Origin of the sequence: Sphingomonas crocodyli (assembly GCF_004005865.1) — a bacterium.
Lineage (GTDB): Bacteria > Pseudomonadota > Alphaproteobacteria > Sphingomonadales > Sphingomonadaceae > Rhizorhabdus > Rhizorhabdus crocodyli.
The window spans coordinates 25306-46692 of sequence record NZ_SACN01000001.1; the positions used below are offsets into that span (position 1 = coordinate 25306).

General features: G+C 66.3%; 21 protein-coding genes. 14 read left to right on the forward strand and 7 right to left on the reverse strand.

The window, feature by feature from the left end; all coding sequences use genetic code 11:
- Window positions 1-436: 436 nt before the first annotated feature.
- The 3 genes from EOD43_RS00125 to EOD43_RS00135 form a co-directional block, all read right to left on the reverse strand.
- Window positions 437-949: a L,D-transpeptidase family protein gene (locus EOD43_RS00125; RefSeq protein ID WP_206363468.1), complete on the reverse strand. Its 513-nt coding sequence runs from the start codon at window positions 947-949 to the stop codon at window positions 437-439.
- 104 nt (window positions 950-1053) lie between these two features.
- Window positions 1054-2118: a GTP cyclohydrolase II gene (gene ribA / locus EOD43_RS00130; RefSeq protein ID WP_127739939.1), complete on the reverse strand. Its 1065-nt coding sequence runs from the start codon at window positions 2116-2118 to the stop codon at window positions 1054-1056.
- On the reverse strand, window positions 2115-2906 hold the full coding sequence (locus EOD43_RS00135) for an exodeoxyribonuclease III (protein WP_127739941.1): 792 nt from the start codon (window positions 2904-2906) through the stop codon (window positions 2115-2117). Before EOD43_RS00135 ends, ribA begins: the two co-directional genes overlap by 4 nt.
- A gap of 229 nt (window positions 2907-3135) precedes the next feature.
- On the opposite strand from EOD43_RS00135, the gene thyA reads away from it, so the two are divergent.
- From thyA to EOD43_RS00190, 11 genes are all read left to right on the forward strand, one after another.
- The gene (gene thyA, locus EOD43_RS00140; protein WP_127739943.1) at window positions 3136-4062 is read left to right on the forward strand and encodes a thymidylate synthase; all 927 of its coding nucleotides are present in this window, start codon (window positions 3136-3138) and stop codon (window positions 4060-4062) included.
- Between the two features lie 148 nt (window positions 4063-4210).
- The gene (locus tag EOD43_RS00145; protein WP_127739945.1) at window positions 4211-4693 is read left to right on the forward strand and encodes a dihydrofolate reductase; all 483 of its coding nucleotides are present in this window, start codon (window positions 4211-4213) and stop codon (window positions 4691-4693) included.
- Between the two features lie 176 nt (window positions 4694-4869).
- Entirely contained in the window at window positions 4870-5811 is a 942-nt protein-coding gene (locus EOD43_RS00150) for a bifunctional riboflavin kinase/FAD synthetase (RefSeq protein WP_127739947.1), read from the forward strand.
- Between the two features lie 42 nt (window positions 5812-5853).
- The gene (ileS, locus tag EOD43_RS00155) at window positions 5854-8802 is read left to right on the forward strand and encodes an isoleucine--tRNA ligase (protein WP_127739949.1); all 2949 of its coding nucleotides are present in this window, start codon (window positions 5854-5856) and stop codon (window positions 8800-8802) included.
- A complete protein-coding gene (gene lspA / locus EOD43_RS00160) occupies window positions 8799-9296 on the forward strand; it encodes a signal peptidase II (RefSeq protein ID WP_127739950.1) in 498 nt (165 codons plus the stop codon). The genes ileS and lspA overlap by 4 nt, the downstream gene beginning before the upstream one ends.
- The gene (locus EOD43_RS00165) at window positions 9286-9717 is read left to right on the forward strand and encodes a DUF3035 domain-containing protein (RefSeq protein WP_127739952.1); all 432 of its coding nucleotides are present in this window, start codon (window positions 9286-9288) and stop codon (window positions 9715-9717) included. The genes lspA and EOD43_RS00165 overlap by 11 nt, the downstream gene beginning before the upstream one ends.
- A gap of 107 nt (window positions 9718-9824) precedes the next feature.
- Window positions 9825-10748, forward strand: a complete 924-nt coding sequence (locus EOD43_RS00170) for an ABC transporter permease (protein WP_127739954.1) — start codon at window positions 9825-9827, stop codon at window positions 10746-10748.
- Window positions 10745-11527 (forward strand): ABC transporter permease, encoded by a 783-nt coding sequence (locus EOD43_RS00175; RefSeq protein ID WP_127739956.1) that lies wholly within the window; start codon window positions 10745-10747, stop codon window positions 11525-11527. Before EOD43_RS00170 ends, EOD43_RS00175 begins: the two co-directional genes overlap by 4 nt.
- On the forward strand, window positions 11524-13074 hold the full coding sequence (locus EOD43_RS00180; RefSeq protein WP_127739958.1) for an ATP-binding cassette domain-containing protein: 1551 nt from the start codon (window positions 11524-11526) through the stop codon (window positions 13072-13074). Before EOD43_RS00175 ends, EOD43_RS00180 begins: the two co-directional genes overlap by 4 nt.
- Window positions 13075-13159: 85 nt before the next feature.
- Window positions 13160-13561 (forward strand): DUF427 domain-containing protein, encoded by a 402-nt coding sequence (locus EOD43_RS00185; protein ID WP_127739960.1) that lies wholly within the window; start codon window positions 13160-13162, stop codon window positions 13559-13561.
- Window positions 13562-13563: 2 nt separating this feature from the next.
- Complete coding sequence (locus tag EOD43_RS00190) at window positions 13564-14646, forward strand: acyl-CoA thioesterase (RefSeq protein WP_164857048.1); 1083 nt, start codon at window positions 13564-13566, stop codon at window positions 14644-14646.
- A 145-nt stretch (window positions 14647-14791) separates the two neighbouring features.
- Here the strand turns inward: EOD43_RS00190 and EOD43_RS00195 are convergent, their stop codons facing one another.
- Entirely contained in the window at window positions 14792-15568 is a 777-nt protein-coding gene (locus tag EOD43_RS00195) for a TorF family putative porin (protein WP_127739964.1), read from the reverse strand.
- Between the two features lie 313 nt (window positions 15569-15881).
- Between EOD43_RS00195 and EOD43_RS00200 the strand changes: the two genes are divergently transcribed.
- Window positions 15882-16271 carry a hypothetical protein gene (locus EOD43_RS00200; protein ID WP_127739966.1) on the forward strand — a complete coding sequence of 130 codons (390 nt, stop codon included), beginning with the start codon at window positions 15882-15884 and terminating at the stop codon, window positions 16269-16271.
- A gap of 128 nt (window positions 16272-16399) precedes the next feature.
- On the opposite strand, the gene metC is transcribed toward EOD43_RS00200, so the two are convergent.
- Window positions 16400-17596 carry a cystathionine beta-lyase gene (metC, locus tag EOD43_RS00205; RefSeq protein WP_127739968.1) on the reverse strand — a complete coding sequence of 399 codons (1197 nt, stop codon included), beginning with the start codon at window positions 17594-17596 and terminating at the stop codon, window positions 16400-16402.
- A 54-nt stretch (window positions 17597-17650) separates the two neighbouring features.
- Here metC and queF point away from each other — a divergent pair, with 54 nt between their 5' ends.
- Window positions 17651-18103, forward strand: a complete 453-nt coding sequence (queF, locus tag EOD43_RS00210; RefSeq protein ID WP_127739970.1) for a preQ(1) synthase — start codon at window positions 17651-17653, stop codon at window positions 18101-18103.
- A gap of 110 nt (window positions 18104-18213) precedes the next feature.
- On the opposite strand, the gene EOD43_RS00215 is transcribed toward queF, so the two are convergent.
- Complete coding sequence (locus EOD43_RS00215) at window positions 18214-19740, reverse strand: S10 family peptidase (protein WP_127739972.1); 1527 nt, start codon at window positions 19738-19740, stop codon at window positions 18214-18216.
- Window positions 19741-19897: 157 nt separating this feature from the next.
- A complete protein-coding gene (locus EOD43_RS00220; RefSeq protein ID WP_127744544.1) occupies window positions 19898-20848 on the reverse strand; it encodes an isopenicillin N synthase family dioxygenase in 951 nt (316 codons plus the stop codon).
- A gap of 197 nt (window positions 20849-21045) precedes the next feature.
- On the opposite strand from EOD43_RS00220, the gene EOD43_RS00225 reads away from it, so the two are divergent.
- A complete protein-coding gene (locus tag EOD43_RS00225) occupies window positions 21046-21351 on the forward strand; it encodes a PspC domain-containing protein (protein WP_127739974.1) in 306 nt (101 codons plus the stop codon).
- Window positions 21352-21387 lie beyond the last annotated feature (36 nt).

Here is a 21387-nt window from a genome sequence, read left to right on the forward strand (position 1 = left end):
GCGCGTCCTTCCGCGGGCATCCGGGAAGTGGTCGTCATGTTCTTTGGCCGGCATAGGGGTCCGGGGGCGGAGCGAACTCCGCGTGCGGAATCGAAAGCCACGCAAGCGCAGCTTCCCCGAACGGTTGAGGCGTCGTGCCGGCGTTCCGATCGGGGCTACCCGGGATGCGGTCTCTGACGTCCGCAGTGGATCGGCCCTGTCTTCTCGTCATGCCGGACGATGCCGCCGTCGGCGGACAGTCCCTCTATCTTGCCGGCCGGGTGTTGAGCGAAGCTTCGGCTTGGACCGGATGACTTCGCGCCGACCGTTGGCCCGGTGCGGAGCAAGCGCTTTGCCCCGGGCCGGTCCTGCGCTCCCGCCGCTGATCGGACGACGAGAATGGATCAGTGAATAACCCAATTGGTTCTTTTTGTCAAGATATGTTCTTCACATGTTCTCAACGGATCGCGAAGACAGCCCCCTGCGCGAGCATCGGCAGGATGCGCAGCAATTCGCCCTTGTCGATCGCGACACAGCCAGCGGTGCTGCGCTCCTCGAAACAGTGGAGGAAGATTGCGCTGCCCAGACCGGGAACAGGCGGGGCGTCGTTGTGGCCGAGGATGACGATGACGTCATAGAGGCCGTCGTCGCGCTCCAGATGCTCGGCCGAGTAAGCGTGGGGATGGCGGACGGGGCGGTTATAGGCGGGATCGTCGGTGCCGTCGGACCAGCCGTCGCCGGGGCGGATCCAGCGCCACGGCAGGCGCAGCCCCGGCGGGGGCGCGGCGCGGCCGGGGCGGAAGAGGACGCAGCGGATCGGCCAGTCGCCCAGCGGGGTGCAGCCATCGCCTTCACGCTTCGCCTCCCCCGCGCAGGCGCCCGAGCGGCCGATCGTGCAGGGGATGACGCGGCCGTCGGGTGCGGTGAGGGTGAGCGCCGCCGTGTCGACCTGAAGTGTTGCCACCGACATTCCCCCTCGTCGCTCCAGCGAAGGCTGGAGCCTATCGCTCTCATCCCATACGGCACCGGCCGCGAAAACAGAGATAGGCCCCAGCCTTCGCTGGGGCGACGGGATTAGAGCAGGTGGCCCGTCCGGTCGCGCTTGGTTTCGAGATAGGCGATGTTGTGCGGATTCTCGCCCATCTTGTGCGCGACGCGTTCGACCACCGTGACGCCTTCGGCCTCCAGCCCCGCGACCTTGTTCGGATTGTTGGTGAGCAGGCGCACCCGCGTCTGGCCGAGCAGGGTGAGCATGCGCGCGGCGGTGCGGAAATCGCGCTGGTCGACGCCGAAGCCGAGGCGCAGGTTCGCGTCGACCGTATCGAAACCCTGATCCTGCAGCTGATAGGCGCGCAGCTTGTTGATCAGGCCGATCCCACGCCCTTCCTGCCGCAGGTAGAGCAGGATGCCCCAGGAGGCATGCGTCATAGCGTGGAGCGCGCCGTGCAGCTGCGGCCCGCAATCGCATTTGAGGCTGCCCAGCACGTCGCCGGTCAAACATTCGCTGTGGAGGCGCACCAAGGGCGGGGTGCCGTCGGGGGCGCCGATGATGAGCGCAACATGTTCGGCGGCGTCGGCGGCGTGGCGGAAGGCGACGATTTCGGCCTTCGCATCCTCCGCCACCGGCAGGCGCGCGCGCGCCGCGACGACAAGGCTGGCCGGATCGTCATAGGCATCGAGATCGGCGGGGATGACGCGCGCCTCGACCGGACCGTCGTTCCGCACGAACAAAGCGGGAAGCAGGCCGGCGGCGCGGGCGAGGCGCAAAGCGGTCGCCGCCGCCTCAGGCGCGTCGACATGCTGGGCGAGGAACGGGCCTTTGAGGGGCGTTTCCAGATCGCGCGCGGGATCGGCGAGCGCGATGGCGGTCGGCAGATCGAGCCACGGCACGCGGCCGATCAAAGCGGGGCAGTTCGGGCTGGCTGCCTCGCGCTGGTTCGCCAGCCGCAGGGTCGCGGCGCGCGCAGCGGAGAGGAGGAGGTCGGCAGGCGCTTCGCCTTCGTCGAACGCCTCAAGACTCGGCCCGTGCGCGGTTTCGACCGCGAGGACATGCAGCACACCGTCCGCCGCTTCGATCGCGACCGGCCAGCCGCGCTTGAGCGCGTCGATCGCGCGCGCCGCATTCCGGGATGCGCTCATACGTCCAAGACCGTGACCAACGGAATGTGATCCGACGGCTTGATCCACGACCGGCACGGCTCGCAGATATAATGGCCGGTCGCCTTCTTCGCGAGATCGGGGCTGGCCCACATATGATCGAGCCGGCGGCCGCGATCGTTGGCGGTGAAATCGGGCGAGCGGTAGCTCCACCAGGTGTGGAGCCGCGCGGGCGCCGGATAGAAATGGCGGCCGAGATCCACCCAGCCGTGGCTCGCCTGCAGCCGGCCCAGAGTCTCGACCTCGATCGGCGTGTGGCTGACGACGTCGAGCAGCTGCTTGTGGCTCCACACGTCGCATTCGAGCGGGGCGATGTTGAAATCGCCGACCAGCAACGTCGGCTCCTTCAGCTCGCCCGACCACGCGATCATGCGTTCGAGGAAGTCGAGCTTCTGCCCGAACTTGGTGTTGACCGTACGATCGGGAATGTCGCCGCCCGCCGGAATATAGACATTTTCCAGCCGGATCCCGCAATCGAGCCGCACGCCGACATGCCGCGCCTCGCCATTGTCCTGCCAGTCGTGGCGGCCGCTGTCATGGAGCGGGATTTTCGAGATGATCGCGACGCCGTGGTGCATCGGCTGGCCCTTCAGCTCGAAATGATCGTAGCCCAGCTCGCGGAACATCGTGAACGGGAAGATATCGTCGCGGACCTTGGTTTCCTGCAGGCACAATATGTCCGGCTGTTCCTGTTCCAGAAACTGGCGGACGATATCGATGCGCGCACGCACCGAGTTGATGTTCCAGGAGGCGATCTTGAGGCTCGACATGGAGCCGCGATGTAGCGACGCCCAAGGGCGAGCGCCATACCCCCCCAAAATCCTCCCCTGGAAGGGGAGGGGGACCGGCGCAGCCGGTGGAGGGGTAGCTCCTCACAAGGGTATCGCTGCCGGCGAATACCCCTCCGTCACGCCTGCGGCGTGCCACCTCCCCCGACGGGGGAGGATCTTCGTGGAGGCTCCCTTGAAGGGAGGGGGGATTGGGGGCTAGGCGTGGGGCATGACCACGCATCCCGAACAGCAATATCTCGACGCCATGCGCCGCGCCTGGGAAGAGGGGGACGAGCGCGTCGATCGCACCGGTGTGGGCACCCGCGCCCTGTTCGGTGTGACGATGCGCTTCGACCTGTCCGACGGCACGATCCCGCTGATCACAACCAAGAAGGTCGCGTGGAAGGTGGCGGTGAAGGAGCTGATCTGGTTCCTGTCCGGCGACACCAATATCCGCGAACTGGTGCGGCAGAAGGTGCATATCTGGACCGACTGGCCGATGGCCAAATATGTGAAAGCGACCGGCGACGCGATCGACCGTGCGACCTTCGAACAGCGCGTGATCGACGATGACGATTTCGCCGCGAAGTGGGGCGATCTTGGCCCGGTTTACGGCAAGCAGTGGGTCGATTGGCCGCGCTATACGCCGGTCGAGGGCGGGCTGTTTCGCAAGGAGGAGCGCGGGGTCAACCAGATCGCCGATCTCGTCACGATGATCCGCGACAACCCGACCTCGCGACGCCTGATCTTCACCGGGTGGAACGTGCCGCATCTGGGCGAGATGGCGCTGCCGCCGTGCCACATGACCTATCAATATCAGGTCGCGAACGGGCGGCTGCACGGCATCCTGTATCAGCGGTCGTGCGACCTGGGCCTGGGCTTCCCATTCAACATCTTCGAGGCGGCGTTGCTGATCCGGATGCTGGCGCAGCAGACGGGTTTGACCCCGGGCGAGCTGGTTTGGATGGGCGCGGACACGCATGTCTATTCGAACCACGGCCATCTGGTCGAGGAGCAGACGTCGCGGGAACCGCGGGCGTTCCCGAAGTTCAGCTTCGCGCGGAAGCCCGAGAGCATGTTCGACTACAAGCTCGAGGATTTCGTGGTCGACGGCTACGATCCGCACCCGCACATTTCGGCGCCGGTGGCGGTGTGAAGATGCCTTTTCAGATCCTCCCCCGGCGGGGGAGGTGGCAGTCCGCAGGACTGACGGAGGGGTATTGGCCACAAGCGGGTCGCTGCCGGCCAATACCCCTCCACCGTCTGCGACGGTCCCCCTCCCCCTCCGGGGGAGGATCAAGAGCATGAAGCCCGAAATCACGTTCGTCCTGGCCCGCGCGCGCAACGGGGTGATCGGGCGCGACGGGGATCTGCCGTGGCGGCTGCCCGCGGACCTGAAGCATTTCAAGGCGAAGACCGCGGGCGCGCCGATGCTGATGGGGCGCAAGACCTTTGAAAGTCTGCCCGGCCTGTTGCCCGGCCGCCGCCATATCGTGCTGACCCGCGATCCGGCGTGGCATGCCGAGGGGGCGGAGGTGGTCCACAGTGTGGAGGCCGCGATCGCCGCCGCCGATGGCCCGCGCCTGTCGGTGATCGGCGGCGCGGAAATCTACGCGCTGATGCTGCCGCACGCCGACCGGATCGAACTGACCGAGGTAGATGCGGCGCCCGATGGCGACGCGATCGTCCCCGCATTCGGCCCCGAATGGCGCGAGACGGCGCGCGAGGCGCACTCGGCCGAGGGCGACCGACCGGGATATGCATTCGTGACTTTGGTGCGGGCCTGACTTGATCCTCCCCCGCCAGGGGGAGGTGTCAGCTTTAGCTGACGGAGGGGGAGGGCGGCGACCAATCAGAGGTATCGCATCCTCCCCCTCCGTCGCCTTCGGCGCCACCTCCCCCTAGCGGGGGAGGATTATCGGGGGCAATTGCGCGGCCCCGCGCCACTTTCTATAGGCGCGTCATGGAGCGGCTGACATGCGACGTGCCGATCCCCGATCATCTTCGGGGCGGCGTGGTCGCGCTGGGCAATTTCGACGGCTTCCACAGGGGGCATCAGGCGGTCGTCGGGGCCGCGGTCGCGCATGGGCGCGCGCATGACAAGCCCGTCCTCGTCGCCAGCTTCGATCCGCACCCCGTGCGCCATTTCCGCCCCGATGCCCCGCCCTTCCGCCTGACCACGTTGGATCAGCGCGCGCGGCTGTTCGGTGAAGCGGGCGCGGATGCGATGCTGGTCTTCCGTTTCGACGAGGTGCTGGCGAACGTATCCCCCGAAACCTTCGTCACCGATTATCTGATCGGCCGCGCGGGCGCGACGCATGTCGTGACGGGGGAGGATTTCACCTTCGGCAAGGGCAAGGCGGGCAATGTCGCGGTGCTGGCCGACATCGGCGCGAAGCACGGCCTGACCACGCAGGCGATCGCGCCCCTGAGCGACGCGATCGGCCCGGTTTCGTCCAGCCGCATCCGCGCCGCGCTGCAGTCCGGCGAGTGCGAGGAGGCCACGCGGCTGCTGACCCGCCCTTACCGGATCGAGGGCAAGGTCCAGCACGGCGACAAATTGGGCCGCACGATCGGCTTCCCCACCGCCAATATCGCGATGGGGAATTATCTGCGCCCGCGTTACGGCATCTATGCGATCCGCGCGCGATTGGATGACGGGCGCGTGATCGACGGCGCCGCGAATCTCGGCATCCGGCCGACCTTCGATCCGCCCAAGGAACTGCTCGAAGCCTATCTCTTCGATTTCGCGGAGAGCCTGTACGATCGCACGGTCGAGATCGAGCTGATCAGCTTCCTGCGGCCTGAGGCGAAGTTTGACAGTCTCGACGCGCTGGTCGCGCAGATGGACGCCGATTGCATCGAGGCAAAGGCGCGGCTTGCCGCCCTTCCCCCCATAAACTAAGGCCGGCCCTCACCCGGCATGACCGGGAACATGGATGAGATAATGGCCGACGCACCCGACTACCGCGATACCGTCTTCCTGCCGACGACCGACTTTCCGATGAAAGCCGGCCTTGCGCAGAAGGAGCCGGCGATTCTGGCGAAGTGGGCGGCCGACGATCTCTATGGTCAGCTGCGCAAAGCCCGCGCGGGCCGCGAGCGTTTCATCCTGCATGACGGCCCGCCCTACGCGAACGGCGACATCCATATGGGCCATGCGATGAACAAGGTGCTGAAGGACATCATCGTCCGCAGCCAGTCGCTCGCCGGCAAGGACGCGCCTTATGTTCCCGGCTGGGACTGCCACGGCCTGCCGATCGAATGGAAGGTCGAGGAAGCTTATCGCGCGAAGAAGCTGAACAAGGACGAGGTCGATCCCGTCCAGTTTCGCGCCGAATGCCGCGCTTATGCCGAAAAATGGGTCGGCATCCAGCGCGAGCAGTTCCAGCGTCTGGGCGTCATGGGCGACTGGGACGATCCCTATCTGACCATGAAGTATGAGGCCGAGGCGGCGATCGTCGGCGAGCTGCTCAAGTTCGCCGAGACCGGCCAGCTTTATCGCGGCGCGAAGCCGGTCATGTGGTCCCCGGTCGAAAAGACCGCGCTGGCCGAAGCCGAAGTCGAATATGAGGACATCACCTCGACGCAGATCGACGTTGCGTTCGAGATCGTCGAGAGCGCGATCCCCGAACTGGTGGGCGCCTATGCGGTGATCTGGACGACGACCCCGTGGACAATCCCGGTCAACCAGGCTTTGGCTTACGGGCCAGAGGTCGATTATGTCCTCTATGTTTGCGAAGATCAGAACGAGACAGTTCTGGGGCGCTTCCTCGTCGCTCGCGATCTGACAGACCAGTTTCGTAAACGCGTCGAACCTTCGCTTCTTCAGGGCAAGTCAGAACACGACACTTTGATCTGGAGCACTCGCGAATTCTATTTCGGAAACGCGCTCGCCGGCACGATCGCACGGCACCCGATGCACAAGCTCGGCGGGTTCTTCGCGAAGCCGCGTCCGTTGCTCGCGGGCGATTTCGTGACGACCGATGCGGGCACCGGCCTTGTCCACATGGCGCCCGATCATGGCGAGGACGATTTCTTCCTCTGCAAGGCGAACGGGATCGATCCGGTGTTCGCGGTCGAGGGCGACGGGAAATATCGCGCCGACTGGGCATGGATGGGCGGACAGGGTTCTGTCATCAACCCCAAGTTCAACGGCCCCGAAGGCCCGATCTGCACCGACCTGCGCGAAGCGGGTGCGCTGCTGGCCGCGAGCGCCGACTTCAAGCACAGCTATCCGCATAGCTGGCGGTCGAAGGCGAAGGTGATCTTCCGCTGCACGCCGCAATGGTTCATCCCTATGGATGCCCCGATTTCCGTCATCCCGGCGGAGGCCGGGATCTCAGGAGGTGGGGAGGCCACGTCGTCGCAAGAGTCCGCTGAGACCCCGGCCTCCGCCGGGGTGACGGCTGGGGGGAACGGCCCCACCCTGCGCGGCATCGCATTGGACGCGATCGCCAACACCCGCTGGGTGCCGGAAAAGGCCGAGAACCGCATCACCGCGATGGTCGCGGGGCGCCCCGATTGGGTGATTAGCCGCCAGCGCGCCTGGGGCGTGCCGATCGCGCTCTATGTCGACAAGGACGGCAATTATCTGCGCGACGCGGCGGTCAACGCACGCATCGTCGACGCCTTCAAGGCAGGCGGCGCGGATGCGTGGTTCACCGCCGATCATCAGGCGCTGCTGGGCGCGAATTACAGCGCGGCCGATTACGAGCCGGTCGTCGACATCCTCGACGTGTGGTTCGATTCGGGCAGCACGCACGCCTTCACGATCGAGGCGCGGTACGGGAAGGACGTTCGCGCCAACCTGTACCTCGAAGGATCGGATCAGCATCGCGGCTGGTTCCAGTCGTCGCTGCTCGAAAGCTGCGGCACGCGCGGGCGCGCGCCCTATGACGCGGTGCTGACCCACGGCTTCGCGCTGGACGGCAAGGGCAAGAAGATGTCCAAGTCCGAAGGCAATGTCGTCGACCCGCTGAAGGTGATCGGCGAGAGCGGCGCGGACATCTTGCGCCTGTGGGTCGCCAGCACCGATTATTTCGAGGATGTCCGTATCTCGAAGGAGGTGCTGGCCGGCACGTCCGACGCATACCGCAAGCTGCGCAACACCTTCCGCTATCTGCTGGGCGCGCTCGACGGGTTTAGCGAAACCGAGAAGGTCGCGCCGGGCGAGATGCCCGAACTGGAGCGGTATGTCCTCAATCTGCTCGCCGAACTCGATGCCGAGTTGAAGGCGGCGACGGCGGCCTATGAGTTCAACCGCTATGCGCGGGCGCTCACGGATTTCGCGAACAACGATCTGTCGGCCTTCTTCTTCGATATCCGCAAGGACGTGCTGTACTGCGACGCGCCGGACAGCATCACGCGCCGCGCCTATCGCACCGTGCTCGACACGTTGTTCGAGGCGCTGGTGCGCTATGCCGCGCCGATCCTGTGCTTCACGGCCGAGGAAGCATGGGGCACGCGCTATCCGGAGGGTGGATCGGTCCACCTGCTCGAATGGCCCGCGGTCGATGCCGGCTGGACCGACGACGATCTGCGCATGAAGTGGGCGCTGATCCGCCAGCACCGCCTGAAGCTCACCGGCGAGATCGAGCCGCTGCGCCGCGACAAGATCGTGCGATCGAGCCTGGAGGCCGATGCGACCGCGGTGGTGTACGACGCCGCGCAGGCGAGCCTGCTGCGATCGATCGACTTTGCCGAGATCGGCATCGTCGCGAAGGTCGACATCGTCGATGGCGATGCGGGCGTCGAGGCGCCGGCGGGTGAGAGCGTCCGTTTCGAAGTGGCCAAGACCGAATATGAAAAGTGCGGCCGCTGCTGGCGCCACCTGCCCGAAGTGGTCGAGGATGGTGCTCTCTGCGCACGCTGCGAGGACGTGGTCGGCGCATGAACACACGCCTGATCGGCTACGGCACCGGCGTGTTGGTCTTCGCGATCGACATGCTGTCCAAATGGTTCATGACCGGGCCGATGAAGATGGAGGAGCGTGGCCTGGTCCACATCCTACCGATCTTCGATCTGCGCTTCGTGCCCAATTATGGCGTGTCGATGGGCTTTCTGGTCGCGGGTTCCGAAAAGGAACGCTGGATGCTCGTCGCGATGACGGCGGCGATCGCGATCCTCGTCGGCGTGTGGCTGTGGCGCGAAAAGGCGCGGGCGGACGTCTTCGCGCTGGGCCTCGTGCTGGGCGGGGCGCTGGGCAATATCGCGGACAGGGTGCGGCTGGGCTATGTGGTCGACTTCCTCGACCTGCATTTCGGCGACTGGCATCCCTTTTTGGTCTTTAACGTGGCGGACGCGGCGATTACGATCGGTGTCGTGCTGCTGGTGCTGCGCGCGCTGTTCGTGCGTGAAGCGCCCAAGGAGAATGGTAATGCGGTCTAAGCTTCTCATCTGTTCGGCGCTGGTCGCCATGATGGCGCTCAGCGCCTGCGGCGGCCGCAGCAAGGGCGGCGTGATGGCCGGCCGTGGCGCCGCGCTCGACGAGTTTCAGGTTTCCAAGCGCGCGCCGCTGACCATCCCGCCCGATTTCGCGCTGGTCCCGCCGAAGCCCGGCGCCCCGCGCCCGCAGGAGGCCGATTCGAGCCAGCAGGCGCTCAGCGCCATGTTCGCCGGCACCGCCGCGCCCAAGAGCCAGACTGAAAAGGACATTATCGGCCTGACCGGCACGCAGGCCGAACCCGGCATCCGTTCCGCCGTCGCCGAGACGAAGAATGTCATGGTCGACAAAGGCCCGGTGACGCGCACCATCCTGGCCGCCGCCGACAAGCAGGATCCCGCAGCCAGCGTGTCGATGGGGAATTGATTGCCCGCTCGTCATCCCGGCGGAGGCCGGGATCTCAGCGAGCATCTAGACGCTACCTCATCGCAGGAGCCTCCTGAGATCCCGGCCTCCGCCGGGATGACGGGCTAATGCTCCACCTCCTTCGCCGACGCCTGTTCACCGCGCTGCCGACGCTGGCGGCGGTGATCATATTGTCCTTCGTGCTGATGCGGGTGGCGCCCGGCGGGCCGTTCGACGGCGAACGCCCGCTCGATCCCGCGACGCGCGACGCGCTCATGGCCGCATACGGCCTCGATCGGCCGCTGCCCGAACAGATCGGCCGCTATCTGTGGCGGCTGGCGCAGGGCGATTTCGGGCCGTCTTTGGTCTATCGCGATTTCACCGTCACCGATCTGATCGCCAAGGGGCTGCCCGTATCGCTGACTTTGGGCGGCTGGGCGCTGCTGCTCGCGATCCTGTTGGGGCTGACCGGCGGGACGATCGCCGCCGCGCGGGCCGGGGGGCTGGCCGATCGCATCATCATGTTCGCCGCGACCCTGCTGACCGCCCTGCCCAGCTTCGTGGTCGGGCCGCTGCTGGCTTTGCTGTTCGGGCTGCGGCTCGGCTGGTTGCCGGTGTCGGGATGGGCCGATGGCGATGCGGGGCATCTGGTGCTGCCGATGATCGCGCTGGCGCTGCCTTATGCCGGCGCAATCGCGAAGCTGGCGCGCGCGGGGCTGGCCACGGTGCTGGCGCAGGATCATGTCCGCGCGGCGCGCAGTCGGGGGCTTGGGCCGCTGCGCATCCTGATCGTCCACGCGCTGCGGCCTGCGCTGGTGCCGGTCGCCTCCTATCTGGGACCGGCGGCGGCGGGGCTGCTGACCGGGGCGGTGGTGATCGAGACGGTGTTCGGCCTGCCGGGGCTGGGGCGCTATTTCGTGCAAGGCGCGCTCAACCGCGACTATCCGCTCGTGCTGGGCGTGGTCGTGATCTACGCGGGGCTGATCGTGCTGTTCAACCTGATCGCCGACCTGACTTACGGTTGGCTCGATCCGCGGACCCGCGACGCATGAGGGCGGCTTTGATCCTCGTCGCCCTGATCGCGCTGACCGCCTTGATCGGCCCGCTGCTGATCCACTGGCCGTATGACGCGATCGACTGGAATGCGGTGCGCGCCGAGCCGTTTGCGGGCGGGCATGTGATGGGCACCGACAGCGTGGGGCGCGATCTGCTCGCGCGCACCCTCGTCGGGACGCGTGTGACGCTGGGCGTGGCGACCGCCGCCGCTTTGGTGGCTTTGGTCGTGGGCGTCGCGTGGGGCGCGGTCGCGGGCTGGTGCGGCGGGCGGATCGATGAGGCGATGATGCGCGTGGTCGACGCGCTTTATGCTTTGCCCTTCATGTTCGTGGTGATCCTGCTGATGGTCGTGTTCGGTCGGTCGATCCTGCTGGTGTTCGTGGGCATCGGGCTGGTCGAATGGCTGACGATGGCGCGGGTGGTGCGGGGCCAAGTGCTGACGCTGAAGAACCGCCCGTTCGTGCTGGCGGCCGAGGCGGCGGGGGCGCGGCCGTTTGCGATCGTGGCGCGCCATATCCTGCCCAACCTTGCGGGCGTGGCCATCGCCTATCTGCTGCTCACCGTGCCGCAGGTCGTGATGATCGAGAGTTTCCTGTCGTTCCTGGGCCTGGGCGTGCAGGAGCCGATGACGTCGCTGGGCATCCTGATCAAGGATGGGGCGGACGACATGGATGTCGCCCCCCACGCGCTGATCCTGCCGGGCGCGGTGCTGATCGCGATCCTGATCTGCCTGACGATCGCGGGGGAAAAGCTGCGCGATCGGATGAGCGCATGAGTATCTTTGCGGTTCAGGGTCTGACCGTCGATATCGGCGGGCGGCGGATCGTCCACGGGATCGATTTCGCGATCCCCGCCGGGCGTTGCCTCGCGCTCGTCGGCGAATCGGGATCGGGCAAGAGCCAGAGCTGCTTCGCGCCGTTCGGCCTGTCGATCGGCGTCGCGGGCGGATCGGCGGTCCTCAACGGCGCGCAACTGGTGGGCGCTGGCGAAGCGACGCTGCGGCGCCTGCGCGGGCGCGACGTCGGCTTCGTTTTCCAGCAGCCGCTGACCGCGCTGACCCCGCATCTGACCGTCGGCAAGATGCTGTCCGAAGCGTGGCGGCAGGCAGGGGCGCCGCGCCCCGGCCGCGCCGAGATGATCGCCGCGCTCGAACGCGTCGGGATCGAACAGGCGGGCGACCGCCTCGACCAATATCCGCACCGCCTGTCGGGCGGGCAGCGGCAGCGCGTGGCGATCGCGATGGCGATCGCGCACCGGCCGAAACTGCTGGTCGCCGACGAGCCGACGACCGCGCTCGACGCCGTATTGCGTGCGGACATGATGCGCCTGCTCGATCGGCTGCGCGCCGAGGAGGGGATGGCGATGCTGCTGGTCAGCCACGATCTCGCCAGCGTCGCCGATCATGCCGATGAGGCTCTGGTGCTGCGCGAGGGGCGGATGATCGAGGCGGGGCCGGCGCCGATGCTGCTACGTGCGCCCGACAGTGACTATGCCCGCGCGCTGATCGCCGCATCGCCGCGCCTGACCGATCCGGCGCCGCCACTCGGCCCGGTAGGCGCGCCTTTGATCGAGGCGAGGGGGGTGTCGGTGAGTTTCGAGCGCCCCGGCTGGCGGCGCGGGCGGGTGACGGCGGTGGACGATGCCGCGCTGACGATCGCGGAGGGCGAGGCTCTCGCGCTGGTCGGCCGATCGGGTTCGGGCAAGTCGACGCTGGGTCGCGCCATCGCGCGGCTGGGACCGATCGATGCGGGCGACGTGCGCTTTGGGGGCACGTCGTTGCCCGATCGCAAGGCAATGCAGCCCGCCGATCGCGCGGGGTTGCAGCCCGTCTTTCAGGATCCGATCGCCAGCCTCGATCCGCTGTGGCGCGTCGCCGATGTGATCGCCGAGCCGCTGCACAACCTGCAGCCCGATCTCGATGCGGCGGCGGTGGCCGCCAAAGTGGCTGCGGCGCTGACCGAAGTCGATCTCGATCCCGCGCTCGCCGATCGCCGCCCCTCCGCGCTGTCGGGCGGGCAGGCGCAGCGCGTCGCCATCGCCCGCGCGCTGATCGCCAGCCCGCGTATGCTGCTGCTCGATGAGGCGACGTCGGCGCTCGATACGCTGGTGGCAGGCACCGTCCTCGATCTGCTCGGCCGGTTGCAGCGGACGCGCGGGCTTTCGATCCTGATGATCACCCACGACCTCGCCGTCGCGCGGCGGCTGTGCCATCGTGTCGCGGTGATCGACGCCGGGCGGATCGTCGAGGAAGGGCCGATGGAAAAGGTGATCGGCGCGCCCAGCCATCCGGTGACGCAGAAGCTGGTCGCGGCGAGCCACTGAGGCTTCCGGCCTTTCGGAAGCCTCCCCGCGCCTTCTCCGTTCGCCGCCGGCTCTGCCTATCGTCGATCCCGACAAGGAGAGCGAGATGAGCGAGGAAGAGAGCGGCTATGGCGCGCGCTTCGACTATCGGGTCGATATCATGCGCCGGCGCAACCTGCTGACGGCGACGAGCAAGGCGGGCGTCGAACTGGCGCGCAGCGAGCGAGCGTTGCTGGTCGACGAGCAGAATCACGGCCTCGTCTTCTATTTCCCCGTGGGCGACGTCGATCTGACGAAGCTGGCGCGCATCCCCGATCGGACGAGCTATTGCCCGTATAAAGGCCACGCATCCTATTGGGGCCTGGCGGGTGAAGCGGGCGATCCGGTCGCCTGGGCTTATGAGACGCCCTACCCGCAGGTCGCGCAGATCGCAGGGCACATCGCCTTCTATCAGAACCGCGTGACCGTATCGATCGGGATCGCGGCGGCGTTGGTAAAGGGGGCATGACGATGGGCGATCAATTTCCGATCAAGGGCCGGGTTTCGGCGTGGGATGGCGAGACGCTGATCGCCGAGAGCGAGGCTGCGATCGCGACCGACCGGGTCGAGGCCAATGGCGGCATATTGATCCCGTCGGCGGACGGATCGCTGATCAGCCACGATCCGGAGGCGCTGCGGATCGAGGTGGAGGATCGCTGGCCGAACGGCGGGGGGACGACCAACCGCTTTCCGCGCTGGGGCGATGTCGACGATCTGCTGCGGCTGATCGACGTGCAGCCGGCGGGCGACGGCGCCTTCACCGGGCCGACTTATGGCGACATCCGCCGCAACGTGGTCGAGGGCGGGCAGTTGCTCGCCATGTCGATGGTCGCGGCGGCCAAGAGCGCGCCCGACAAGCGCGTCGTCAACGCGCATATCGTGCTGGAGCGCCCCGCCGTGTTCGATAAGCCGATCGACATAACCGTCGATCGGCAGCGCGTGGGGCGGCAGTTCGCGACATTAAGCGTGCGCGCGACGCAGGGGGGCAAGCCGGTCTCCTCCTCGCTGATCCTGCTCGACCACGGATCGCCCGACCTGATCACCGGGCAGATCGCGATGCCGAAGGTGAAGGCGCCGGAAGACTGCCCGGCGCACGACTTCGGGCTGCTGGGCCGCGACGTGCGCTTCGTGAACGGCGATTATGATCCCGATCCCGACCGGATCGGCCCGCCCGAACTCCATTGCTGGATCCGCCACCGCGATGCGCCGAAGGAACTGTATCTGCAGCAGGCCTTGCTCGCCCAGCCGGTGACGCATTTCACGATCGCGGCGGCGATGCTGCCGCATCCGGGCTTCGGCGAGGCGCAGGCACATTATACTTTGTCGACCGGGGTGCTGACCGCGACGCTGGCGCTGCACGGCGAACCCGATCTGACCGACTGGCTGCTCTATACCAACCCGGCGATCCACGCCGGGCGCGGGCTGGCGCAGGGGCAGGGGCATGTCTTCACCCGCGACGGGCGGCTCGTCGCATCCTACACCGTGCAGGCGATGATCCGCGATTTCGCGGCGAGCGCCAATGAAAGCGGGCTGGATTCGACGCGGATCATGTAGTCCCTTCCTTATCCTCCCCCGCCAGGGGGAGGTGGCGCCGAAGGCGACGGAGGGGGAGGACGGTAACGAACTCAAGATCATCCTATCCTCCCCCTCCGTCAGCTACGCTGACACCTCCCCCTGGTGGGGGAGGATAAAGCAAGGATCAGAAGGCGTAGGTGACCGAGCCGACGACGCCGGCCTTGCCGACATTTTTGCCCGCATTGCCGACGAACTCGCCCTTCTTGGCGTCGGTATCGACATAAGCGATGCCGAAGGTCGCGTTCTTCCAAGTGTAGGTCGCACCCAGATTCCAGTCGATATAGTCCTTCAGGTTCGCGGTCAGGAAGCTGCGGCCCTTCGAATAGCCTATATGGCTGGTCAGGCCGAAACCCGTATCGGGGATCGTGTAGCTGGCTTCGCCATAGAGATAGAGATTGTCGTTCTTCGCGTTGACGCCGCTGGCCAGGCCCTTCTGCTTGGGATCATAAGCGAAGCCGCCCTTGACCGTGGCGGGGCCGAACGCGCTTTTCACCGATCCGTAGATTTCGAGGAAGTCGGTGTTCGCGCCCTTCGCGGCGCTGGGATAGACATAATAGAGCAGGCCGCCGTCGAGGGTGACGTCGTCGATCGTGGTCGAATAACCCGCGATCAGATCGAGCTCCGCATCGGCGCCAGCCGCGACATAGTCATCGATCGCCGACGACCAGAAGCTGGCATAGAGGCCCGAGCTGTGCGTGAGCGTCGCGCTCGCCTGCGGGGCGATGTGCAGGTTGGTCTGCGAAACGCCGCGGAAGCGATAGTCGCTGACGAGCGCCGCCGAGCCGGTGAGGGTGAAGTCGGACGCCGCGGCGTCCTGAGCGAGAGCCGGCGTGGCCACAGCCGCCAACGAGAGGGCCGAGCCCATAGTCAGAGCCAAGCGGCCGATCAGGGTGGAGCGCATGAGTTTATAACCCCTTGAACGTGGTTTCCACGTTCCCCCTGCGCCGCGCGGGGCATGTCCTCTGACCCTGCGGGCCGGGCACGCTTCCCAAGCGAGACATGTGTCTATTGCGCCTCGCTATCGCAGCGCACAACGCTAAATTGAGTCAATTATTTCTAGATCGTGACTAGTGTTGCGATGAGGCAACAGTTTCCGGACCTCAGGAAGGGGATCCGGACGCGATGTCTGCGGCTGTTCTTCGCGCGGCTTCACGCGATTTTAACCGCGACTGGGCCACATCGATGCGATTGCCCCCGTTTCAGAAAGCCTGTCTGTGTCGTTCCTGTCGAAGATCGAAGTTGCCGCCGTTCAGGCCCCCGATCAGGCTGGCGACGCCGCACCGCGGCATGATGCGCTGTTCGATACGCTTTCGGTGCTGTCCGACATCGGCCGCGTCACCGGCGGGCAGGCGGCGACCCAGCCGAACCGGTCACGCCCGCACGAAATCGCCGCCCGCTATCGCGCAGCGGGATCGCTGACGCGCGTGACGGTGATGCGGATTGCGGGCGACGCCGAACGGATGGCGGCGGCGGGGCTGCGCGCCGTGCTGGCCGATCGCGCGGGCACGCCATCGACCGCAGCGGCCGCACGCCTGCTGGCCGATTCGATCGGTGCGGCGTTCAACCGGATCGACGCGCTGCTTCCTCAGGCCGAACTCTCCTAAGTCCTCCCCCGGCGGGGGAGGTGGCAGTCCGTAGGACTGACGGAGGGGTATTGGCCGGCAGCGAGCCGTTCAGCCTCGAATTACCCCTCCACCGGCTACGCCGGTCCCCCTCCCCCTCCGGGGGAGGATCAGAGGGCGGCGGCGTAACGCGCCAGGCCCGCTTCGAGATCGGCGATCAGATCGTCGGGATCTTCGAGGCCGATGTGGAAACGGATCGCCGGCCCTTCGGCCTGCCACTTCGTTGCCGATCGCACCGGCGAAGGATCGACCGGCAGAGCGAGGCTTTCATAGCCGCCCCAGCTATAGCCGATCCCGAACAAAGCCAGCCCGTCGATCAGCGCCGATCGCGCCTTATCATCGCCGCCTTGCATTACGATCGAGAACAGGCCCGACGCGCCCCTGAAATCGCGCCTCCACAGATCGTGGCCGGGGCAGGACGGCAAGGCGGGGTGCAGCACGCGCGCAACCTCGGGCCGCCCTTCGAACCAGCGCGCGATCTTCAGTGCGCTTTCCTCATGCTGGCGCAGGCGAACGCTGAGCGTGCGCAGGCCGCGTGACGCGAGATAGGCGTCGTCGGCGCTGACGCATTGCCCCAGCGAATGCGCGGTGCGGCGGATCCTGTCGAACCAGGCCGCATTGGCGGTGGCCGAACCCATCATCACGTCCGAATGGCCGACGATATATTTGGTGCAGGCGAGGATCGAGATATCGACGCCCATGCCGATCGCGGGCAGCAGCAAAGGCGTTGCCCAGGTATTGTCGATGATCGTGGCGATGCCGCGCGCCTTCGCCACCGCGACGATCGCGGGCACATCCTGCACCTCGAACGTCAGGCTGCCGGGGCTTTCGAGGAAGATCGCCTTCGTCCTGTCGGTGCACAGATCGGCGATGCCCGCGCCGATCGCGGGATCATAATAAATCGTGGTGACGCCGATCTTCTTCAGCACATTGTCGCAAAAGGCGCGGCTGGGTTCATAGGCGCTGTCGACCATCAGCAGTTCGTCGCCCGGCTCCAGCACCGCCAGCAGCACGCCCGCAATCGCGGCGACGCCCGACGGATAGAGCATCGTGCCCTCCGCCCCCGGCTCCATTTCGGTCAGCGCATCGGCGAGCGACCATTGGGTCGGCGTGCCGCGCCGGCCGTAATAGAGGCCGTCATTGGGCCGCCGGGTCGAGGCGCGCAGATGCGCGACATCGTCGAACAAGATCGTCGACGCGCGCCACACCGGCGGATTGACGATGCCCTGCGTCCATTCCTTGCGCCGTCCGGCGGTCGCGACACGGGTGGCGGGGCGGAGGGCGGTGCGGTCCTGTTCGTCGTTCATGGGCGTGGGATGGCGCGGCTTGGGACTGCGCACAAGTCTCGCTATATCGCGCGCATGAAAACCACACCCCTGCATCTGGGCCAGACAAGCGCCCTTCCCGCAACGCCCGAAGAGGCCGTGCTCGATTATGTGCCCAATCCGCGGCGCGACACGCTCTATCTCGTGCGGTTCGCAGCGCCAGAATTCACCTCGCTCTGCCCCGTCACCGGCCAGCCCGATTTCGCGCATCTGGTGATCGACTATGCGCCCGGCGACACGATCGTCGAGTCCAAGTCGCTGAAGCTGTTCCTCGGATCGTTCCGCAACCATGCGGGCTTTCACGAGGATTGCACGGTCGGCATCGGCCAGCGCCTGTTCGACGAGATGAAGCCGAAATGGCTGCGCATCGGCGGTTACTGGTATCCGCGCGGCGGAATCCCGATCGACGTCTTCTGGCAATCGGGCGCGCCGCCCGAGGGGCTGTGGCTGCCCGATCAGGGCGTCGCGGGGTACAGAGGGCGGGGATAAGACACCGTCACCCCCGCGCAGGCGGGGGCCTATCCGCTCTCTCCTCATTCGCTGTCGTTTGAGAATAGACTGGATGGGTCCCCGCCTACGCGGGGATGACGAATTGGAAGTTACCGCCCCGTGCCACCCTGCCGGATGAACGCCTTCACGTCGCTCGACAGCTTATGCAGATCCTCGTCGCGGACGTACATCATGTGGCCCGCGTCGTAATAATGGAACTGGATGCGTGACGGGTCGAAGCCCGGCCGGTTCATCGAATATTCGGCGGCGAAGAAGGGGGTGGCGAAGTCGTACCAGCCCTGCCCGACGAACACGCGCAGCCCGCTATTCTCGCGCAAAGCCTGCCCCAAATAGGGCGCGACGTTGACATAGACTTCGCCGTCGCGGCCGCGCTGATCCTCGAGCTTCCATTCCCACGGGCCGACCGGACCGATGGTGACGTAGCGCCGCTCCATCTTCAGCTTCAGATCGTCGCGCAGGTACGAATTGATCGCGGCCGAATAGGCGCCGTCGATCGCGTAGAAGCTGGGATCGTTGTCCGGTTCCTCGCCTGCGCGATCATAATCGACGCCCTTGTAGCGGGTGTCGAGACGGCCGGTGGAGAAGCCGTCGGCGCGCAGCAGTTCCTTGTAGAAGCGGCCCGGCACGACGCGCAGATTGGCGGTCTCCAGATATTGCTCGCTCAGGCCCGTATAGCGCGACAGCTGGGTACGGACCTGCGCGCGTTCGTCCGCGGGCAGCGTGTTGCCCTTGAGCAGGGCCGCCGCATAAGGGCCGATCGCGAAGGCGCGGGCTTCGGCCGCCATCGCCGCCGCGCTGGCGGGCGGATTGGGCACCTTCTTGTGATACCAGGCGGTCGTCGCCATCGACGGCAGGTTGAGGATGTAGGGCATTTCATTGCCCTGCACTTCGGCCGTCGCGCCGAAATCGAGGATCGACGAGATCAGGATGATCCCGTTGAGCGACACATCATTATACTGCCCCTCCAGCTCATGCGCGACGGCGACCGAGCGGGTGGTGCCATAGCTTTCGCCGCCCAGATATTTGGGCGAGTTCCAGCGGCCATTGTCGTCGAGCCACTTGCGGATGAACTCGGCGACCGACTTGGCATCCTTCGACACGCCCCAATAATCCTTGGGATCGGTCTTCCCCAGCGCGTGCGCGAAGCCGGTGCCGACCGGATCGATGAAGACGACGTCGGTGACGTCGATCAGGCTGTCGGGGTTGTCGACGATCGGGAAGGGCGGCGCGCCATCATCGCGCGCATCCGACGGGATCACGACCCGCTTCGGCCCGAACGCGCCCATGTGGAGCCACACCGAACCCGAACCGGGGCCGCCGTTGAACAGGAAGGTGATCGGCCGCTTGGTGGGATCGGTCAGCCCGTCCTTGACGTAGCTGGTCGAGAAGATGGCGGCGAGTGGCTTGCCGTCCTTGTCCTTGAGATAGGTCTCGCCGGTGGTCGCGGTGTAGCTGACCGCCTGTCCGCCGAAGGTGCCGCGGTGCTTGGTGACCGAGACGAGCGGTGGCGGGATCGGTGCATCGGCGATCGCATCCGGCTTCTTCTCGTCAGCGGCGTGGACGGCGATCGGGCTCAGCGCGAGCGCGATGGCCGCGAGGGAGGTGGTGAAACGCAATGTCGGTCCCCTTTTCGGTATGCGGGGACGCTAGCGGAGGCTGTCTTAGGGGGTCAATACGGCCAAGCACGTCATCCCGGCGGAGGCCGGGATCTCGGGAGAGTCGCGATGCGCAAGAGCCTCCTGAGATCCCGGCCTCCGCCGGGATGACGGGTGGTCAGATCAGCTTGATCTCCTCCAGCCGCTCTTGGAGAAAACCGTGCGCGGTGATCGGGGTGGGGAACAGGTTCGGCCGGTCCTCGCCCATCGTTTCCGGCAGCGTCTCGATCAGGAAATCGGGGCGGAAGTGGAGGAAGAAGGGCATCGAATAGCGCGGCAGGCCCCGGCGTTCGGGGGGCGGATTCATCACGCGGTGGCTGGTCGACGGCAACACCTTGTTGGTCAGCCGCTCGAGCATGTCGCCGATGTTCACGACCAGCTCGCCCGGCTGGATCTTCACCGGAATCCAGCGGCCCGATTTGTCGAGCAGTTCCAGCCCGCCTTCCTCGGCGCCGAGCAGCAGGGTGATCGTGTTGATATCCTCATGCGCGCCGGCGCGGATGCCGGGGGCGTCGGGGCCGATCGGCGGATAGTGGAGCAGGCGCAGCACGCTGTTCCCGTCCTTCACCGTATCGACGAAATAATCGGGCGCGAGGCCCAGATAGCGCGCGATCGCCTCCAGGATGCGCAGCCCCGCCTTGTCGAACGCAGCGAAAAGCTCCTGATAGGTTTCGCGGAAGCCGGGCACTTCGTCCGGCCACACGTTGGGCGCCATTTCGTCCGAGAATTTGTGGCCCGCGGGCAGATCGCGCCCGACGTGCCAGAATTCCTTGAGATCGGGCTTGTCATTGCCCTTGGCGGTTTCGATCCCGAACGCGGTATAGCCGCGCGCGCCGCCGCTGCCGGGGATCAGATAGTGGCGCTTCGTTTCGGTCGGCAGCGCGAACAGCGCTTTCGACATCGCCTCCGCCTTCGCGATCAGATCGGCGGGAATGCCGTGATCGGCGACGACGGCGAAGCCGAAGCGTTCGAACGAGCGGCCAATGTCCTGCGAAAAGCCCTGCGGGTCGCGGTCAGCCTGAGTCAGCGAGACGCTGGGAACGGTATCGAGTTCTGCAATGTCGGTCATGCCGGCAATATAAGCCTGTGCGGCCCGCTCGTCACCACCCCGCCGCCACGCCATGTCATTGGCGAAATTTCCCAAACCTTGGTCGAAATATCTCGGCCGTTCGTCGAACCTTCAGCCAAAATTCAGGAAATCCGGGGCATTCGCGATTTGGCACGGTCCGTGCTGAGTATCTGGCATGACGGCGACGGAGGGTCGCCATGACCACAGGGATTTTCGAGATGGCACGCGCAAACGGCAATTATTTCAACCGGGCCGACACGATGTTCGGTGTGTGCGAAGGCATCGGCAGCGAGTTGGGCATCAACCCCAACATCCTGCGCATGGCCGTCGGCGTCTGCCTGCTGCTCAGCCCGAAGATCACGATCGGTGTCTATGTCGCGCTCGGCATCCTGCTGTTCGCCGCCTACAAGCTGATGCCGAACCGCAAGGGCGCGGCGGTTGTCGAAATCGGCCAGCGCAGCGAGCGGGCCGACGACGCGCAGGAACTGGCGCAGGCGGCGTAATTCGATCCTCCCCCGGAGGGGGCGGGGGACCGGCGC

Excerpts from the sequence above, each read along its gene's own strand:
- EOD43_RS00125 (WP_206363468.1), bottom strand. The coding sequence starts at position 949 with ATGTCGGTGGCAACACTTCAGGTCGACACGGCGGCGCTCACCCTCACC.
- ribA (WP_127739939.1), bottom strand. The coding sequence starts at position 2,118 with ATGAGCGCATCCCGGAATGCGGCGCGCGCGATCGACGCGCTCAAGCGC.
- EOD43_RS00135 (WP_127739941.1), bottom strand. The coding sequence starts at position 2,906 with ATGTCGAGCCTCAAGATCGCCTCCTGGAACATCAACTCGGTGCGTGCG.
- thyA (WP_127739943.1), top strand. The coding sequence starts at position 3,136 with ATGACCACGCATCCCGAACAGCAATATCTCGACGCCATGCGCCGCGCC.
- EOD43_RS00145 (WP_127739945.1), top strand. The coding sequence starts at position 4,211 with ATGAAGCCCGAAATCACGTTCGTCCTGGCCCGCGCGCGCAACGGGGTG.
- EOD43_RS00150 (WP_127739947.1), top strand. The coding sequence starts at position 4,870 with ATGGAGCGGCTGACATGCGACGTGCCGATCCCCGATCATCTTCGGGGC.
- ileS (WP_127739949.1), top strand. The coding sequence starts at position 5,854 with ATGGCCGACGCACCCGACTACCGCGATACCGTCTTCCTGCCGACGACC.
- lspA (WP_127739950.1), top strand. The coding sequence starts at position 8,799 with ATGAACACACGCCTGATCGGCTACGGCACCGGCGTGTTGGTCTTCGCG.
- EOD43_RS00165 (WP_127739952.1), top strand. The coding sequence starts at position 9,286 with ATGCGGTCTAAGCTTCTCATCTGTTCGGCGCTGGTCGCCATGATGGCG.
- EOD43_RS00170 (WP_127739954.1), top strand. The coding sequence starts at position 9,825 with ATGCTCCACCTCCTTCGCCGACGCCTGTTCACCGCGCTGCCGACGCTG.
- EOD43_RS00175 (WP_127739956.1), top strand. The coding sequence starts at position 10,745 with ATGAGGGCGGCTTTGATCCTCGTCGCCCTGATCGCGCTGACCGCCTTG.
- EOD43_RS00180 (WP_127739958.1), top strand. The coding sequence starts at position 11,524 with ATGAGTATCTTTGCGGTTCAGGGTCTGACCGTCGATATCGGCGGGCGG.
- EOD43_RS00185 (WP_127739960.1), top strand. The coding sequence starts at position 13,160 with ATGAGCGAGGAAGAGAGCGGCTATGGCGCGCGCTTCGACTATCGGGTC.
- EOD43_RS00190 (WP_164857048.1), top strand. The coding sequence starts at position 13,564 with ATGGGCGATCAATTTCCGATCAAGGGCCGGGTTTCGGCGTGGGATGGC.
- EOD43_RS00195 (WP_127739964.1), bottom strand. The coding sequence starts at position 15,568 with ATGCGCTCCACCCTGATCGGCCGCTTGGCTCTGACTATGGGCTCGGCC.
- metC (WP_127739968.1), bottom strand. The coding sequence starts at position 17,596 with ATGAACGACGAACAGGACCGCACCGCCCTCCGCCCCGCCACCCGTGTC.
- queF (WP_127739970.1), top strand. The coding sequence starts at position 17,651 with ATGAAAACCACACCCCTGCATCTGGGCCAGACAAGCGCCCTTCCCGCA.
- EOD43_RS00220 (WP_127744544.1), bottom strand. The coding sequence starts at position 20,848 with ATGACCGACATTGCAGAACTCGATACCGTTCCCAGCGTCTCGCTGACT.
- EOD43_RS00225 (WP_127739974.1), top strand. The coding sequence starts at position 21,046 with ATGACCACAGGGATTTTCGAGATGGCACGCGCAAACGGCAATTATTTC.